Genomic DNA, 3,883 nt, shown 5'->3' on the forward strand with positions numbered 1-3,883 from the left:
GCGCCCCCGCCGCCCCCCCCCACCGCGCCGGGGGGGCGCGGGGCCCGGCCCGGGCCCGCCCCCCCCCCCTCCTCCGTGCGTACCGTCCCGTCGCGTCGCGCTACTTCGCCGCGTAGCGCTCCGCCATCGTCCGGCGCAGCAGGTCCAGGGTCTCGCGCGGCGTCAGCGCCTCGTCGGCGAGCCGGTCCAGGGCGACCCGGTACTCCTCGGTCTCGTCCCGGTCCTCCAGGAAGTTGGCGCTCCTGATGTGCTCCAGGTAGACGACGTCGGGGAGGTCGGCGCCGCCGAAGCGCAGGTAGGTGACGGGTATCGCGGGCGCCGACGCGTTGGTCACGTCCAGCGGCACGACCTGAAGCGTCACGTGGGGCCGCTGAGCCATGTCGACGAGGTACGTGAGCTGCTCGCGCATGACCTCGCGGCTGCCCAGTACGCGCAGGAGCACCGACTCGTCGATGATCGCCCACAGCTGTGGCGCGTTGTCGCGGTGCAGCAGCTCCGCACGGCGCATGCGCAGCTCGACGCGGCGTCCGACCTCGCCGGCGCGCGCGTTCGGCAGACCGCGATCGACCACGGCCCGGGTGTAGGCCGCGGTCTGGAGCAGGCCGGGGACGTACTGGATCTCGAAGGTACGGATGGTGGCCGCGGCCTCCTGGAGACCGACCAGACGGTCGAACCACTCGGGCATCAGCCGCTTGTCGTACCGCTGCCACCAGCCCGGTTCACCGGCGCGCTGCAACAGCTTGAGCAGGACCGAGGCCTCGTAGGGGTCGGTGCCGTACTTCTCCAGCAGCGCGCGGACGTCGGTCTCCGTCGGAGGCCTGCGGCCCTTGCCGGACTCGATGCGCGAGAGCTTGGCCGCGCTGAAGCCGAGGGCGCGGGCGGCCTGGTCCTGGGAGAGGCCGGCGTCCTCGCGGAAGCCCGCCAGCTGAACGCCGACGAGCATCTTCAGCAGAGTCGGAGCCGGCTCGGCCCGGTCCAGGTAGGGTTCGAGACGGGAGATGCGATGCGGCGCGGCGGACATCCTGACTCCCAGCAGACCGGCAGACTTGAGGCAAAGACTATCTCATCCCACCGGCGCCGGGCGCATCCGCCTGCAGAAATCAGGTAGTTGGACTCCGCTTCTCGTCGCTGCCGCGCCTCACAGCAGGTGGTCGAACTCGCCCTCCTTCGCCCCGGCCAGGAAGGCGGCCACCTCGGCGGAGGTGTAGACGAGCGCGGGGCCGTCCGGATCGCGGGAGTTGCGCATCGCGATGCCCCCGTCCACGAGGGCCACTTCGACACAGTTGCCCTCGGCGTTGCTGTGCCGACTCTTCTTCCAGCAGGCGTCCAACTGGCTGGCCTGCACTCCGTTGCGCACTGGTGGCACCGCGGTCTCCTTGCCGTTCGGGGGAGCGGACCGAGTGCTTCCGGCCCCGTGCGCTCCCATCCGATTTTTTTCGCGCAATTTCTCGTGCAATTGCACGGGGGCGCTCTCAGCGTGGATAATAGCCGTGGCGTCAACCCCCCGGTGGGCGCTCGGTTCTGATGTCGCATCAGGGAGATGCTGTGCCGTCACCTGCGCATCCAAGGCTCCGGTCGCCCGGCGAACGCGCCGAGTGGCCGTTCACCGCTCCGTACGTCAAGCGCTGCGCCCCGGGCGGCGATCGGCCGGCTTCCGCGGTGCTGCGCGTCGCGTGCAGCGGGGAGGGCTTCGCCCGGGCCCGGGTGTTCACCCGGGACACGCTGCGCGGGTGGTCCCTCGACCACCGCGGTGACGACGCGGTCCTGGTGATCACCGAACTCGTCTCCAACGCCGTGGCGCACGCCGTGCCGTCGGCGGCGGCCGGCCCGCCGGAGGTCCGGCTGGGACTCGCCCTGGACCCCGGCCATCTGACGCTGACCGACTCCGACCCCGGGGACGACGCGCCCGTGTTCCACCCGTTCGACGACTCCACGCTCCGGGAGCACGGACGCGGCCTGTGCATCGTCGACGCGCTCGCGGAGGAGTGGGGCTGGACCCCGAGGCCTCCGGCGGGCAAGACGGTCTGGGCCAAGTTGTCGACCCGCCCCCTCACCTGACCCGACTGCCGCGGAAGGGCCCCCCACCATGCGCAGCGCTCCGACACCCGAGCCGAGCATCCAGCGCACCGACCGACAGCCGCCCGGCTCGCACCGCACCGCCGCCCTCCTCGCCGGGCTCGACGGCGTGCCCTGGGGCGAGATCCAGGACTCCAGCGGCTCGGCCGCCGCCATTCCCCGGCTGCTGCGCAAGGTCGCCTGGGGCGATGCCGAGACTGCCCGAGCCGCCCTCAAGGACCTGCGGAAACGCATCTGCCAGTACGGCTTCGTGGTGGAGCAGGCCACCGCGGCGACCGTCCCCTTCCTGTGGGAGCTCGCACAACGGCCCCAGGTGAGCTGCCGGGCGCAGATCATCCAGCTGCTCAAGAACATCGCCGACGCCCGGCAGTGGGAGACCACCGCCACCGCCTACCCGAAGCTGCTCAACCACCATGAGAACCCGGTGGCATGGGAGCGCGCGGCGCGGCAGGCGGTCCGCGCCCGGCGGGACGGGCTGGAGCGGCTGCTGGCCGAGGACGACAGCGAGATCACGCGCGCCACGACCGAACTCGCCCGCACGCTCGGAGACTGAGACCCGCGCCCTCCACGGGGGAGAAGGCGCGGGTCTCCCCTCCACGGTGCGGGATCCGAGGTGAGGGATCCGAAGTGCGGGATCCAAGGCGCGGGACGGTGTGGCGTACCGCTACCGGGGCGAACACCCGATACGCACGCTCGTCTACCTGTTCCGGGCCGACCGCCGACCACTGGCCGGAGCGGTCGTCGTGTTCACCGTGAAGCACAGCCCCATCTGGCTGCTGCCCCTCGTCACCGCGACCATCATCGACACAGTCGTCCAGCACGGCCCGATCGGCGACCTGTGGACCAGCACCGGCGTCATCATGTTCATCCTGTTGGTCAACTACCCGCTGCACCTGCTGTACGTGCGCCTCCTGTACGGCAGCGTCCGCCGCATGGGCACCGGCCTGCGCTCCGCGCTGTGCACGCGCATGCAACAGCTCTCCATCGGCTACCACTCGCGGGTCAGCGCGGGCGTCCTGCAGGCCAAGGTCGTCCGGGACGTGGAGACGGTGGAGCAGATGGTGCAGCAGACCGCCGAGACCGGACTCGGCGCGCTCACCGTGCTCACCGGCGGCCTGGTCATCATCGCCGTGCGCACCCCGGAGTTCCTGCCCGTCTTCCTCGTCGTCATACCCGCCGCCTCCCTCCTCGTCGCCCGGCTCCGGGCCCGGCTGCGCACCCACAACGAGCACTTCCGTCACGAGGTCGAGACCCTGTCCTCCCGGGTCACGGAGATGACCCGGCTCATCCCGGTCACCCGCGCCCACGGGCTGGAGGGCAAGGCGCTGCGCCGCATGGACGGCACCCTGGACCGCCTGCTGACCTCCGGCCTGCGCCTGGACCTGGTCAACGGCCGCTTCGGCTCGCTCTCCTGGGTCGTGCTCAACGTGGTCGGCGTACTGGTGCTCGCGGGCGCCGCGCTGATCTCGTACCACGGCGTCTGGGGAGTCACCGCCGGCGACGTCGTCATGCTCAGCGCCTTCCTGACCACCCTCACCAACTCCACGACGACCCTGGCCTCACTCGCCCCGGTCATCACCAAGGGCCTGGAGTCCGTCCGTTCGGTCGGCGAGGTGCTCCAGGGTCTTCAACTGTTGGGGCTTTCGCTTAAAACAGGCCGAGCAACGCTATTTATCAGATGTGTGGTTGATCCGCAGAATTTCGGGCCAGGTTTCCTCCCATTGAATGCGTTTCCTACTGATTCTGGTGGGCTGGTGGTGCGGGGTCCGTAGGTTGTCGGGCATGGAGCTTCTTCGGTTGTCGGTGG

Annotated in this window: 4 protein-coding genes and 1 pseudogene; 3 read left to right on the forward strand and 2 right to left on the reverse strand. The window is 70.6% G+C overall.

The genetic code is table 11. The features are described 5' to 3' along the window. Positions 1 to 100 precede the first annotated feature (100 nt). Entirely contained in the window at positions 101 to 1,021 is a 921-nt protein-coding gene (locus ACFWR9_RS27185; RefSeq protein WP_383846504.1) for a helix-turn-helix domain-containing protein, read from the reverse strand. A gap of 117 nt (positions 1,022 to 1,138) precedes the next feature. Then, complete coding sequence (locus ACFWR9_RS27190; protein WP_383846505.1) at positions 1,139 to 1,366, reverse strand: DUF397 domain-containing protein; 228 nt, start codon at positions 1,364 to 1,366, stop codon at positions 1,139 to 1,141. 179 nt (positions 1,367 to 1,545) lie between these two features. Between ACFWR9_RS27190 and ACFWR9_RS27195 the strand changes: the two genes are divergently transcribed. From ACFWR9_RS27195 to ACFWR9_RS27205, 3 genes and pseudogenes are all read left to right on the forward strand, one after another. Then, positions 1,546 to 2,058, forward strand: coding sequence for an ATP-binding protein (locus tag ACFWR9_RS27195; RefSeq protein ID WP_383846506.1), 513 nt, complete (start codon positions 1,546 to 1,548; stop codon positions 2,056 to 2,058). A gap of 28 nt (positions 2,059 to 2,086) precedes the next feature. Further along, positions 2,087 to 2,629 (forward strand): hypothetical protein, encoded by a 543-nt coding sequence (locus ACFWR9_RS27200; RefSeq protein ID WP_383846507.1) that lies wholly within the window; start codon positions 2,087 to 2,089, stop codon positions 2,627 to 2,629. Positions 2,630 to 2,729: 100 nt separating this feature from the next. Further along, positions 2,730 to 3,710: pseudogene (locus tag ACFWR9_RS27205) on the forward strand (ABC transporter transmembrane domain-containing protein); the annotation flags it as partial. Between the last annotated feature and the right edge of the window lie 173 nt (positions 3,711 to 3,883).

Source organism: Streptomyces sp. NPDC058534, assembly GCF_042717365.1.
In the GTDB taxonomy this organism is placed as follows: domain Bacteria; phylum Actinomycetota; class Actinomycetes; order Streptomycetales; family Streptomycetaceae; genus Streptomyces.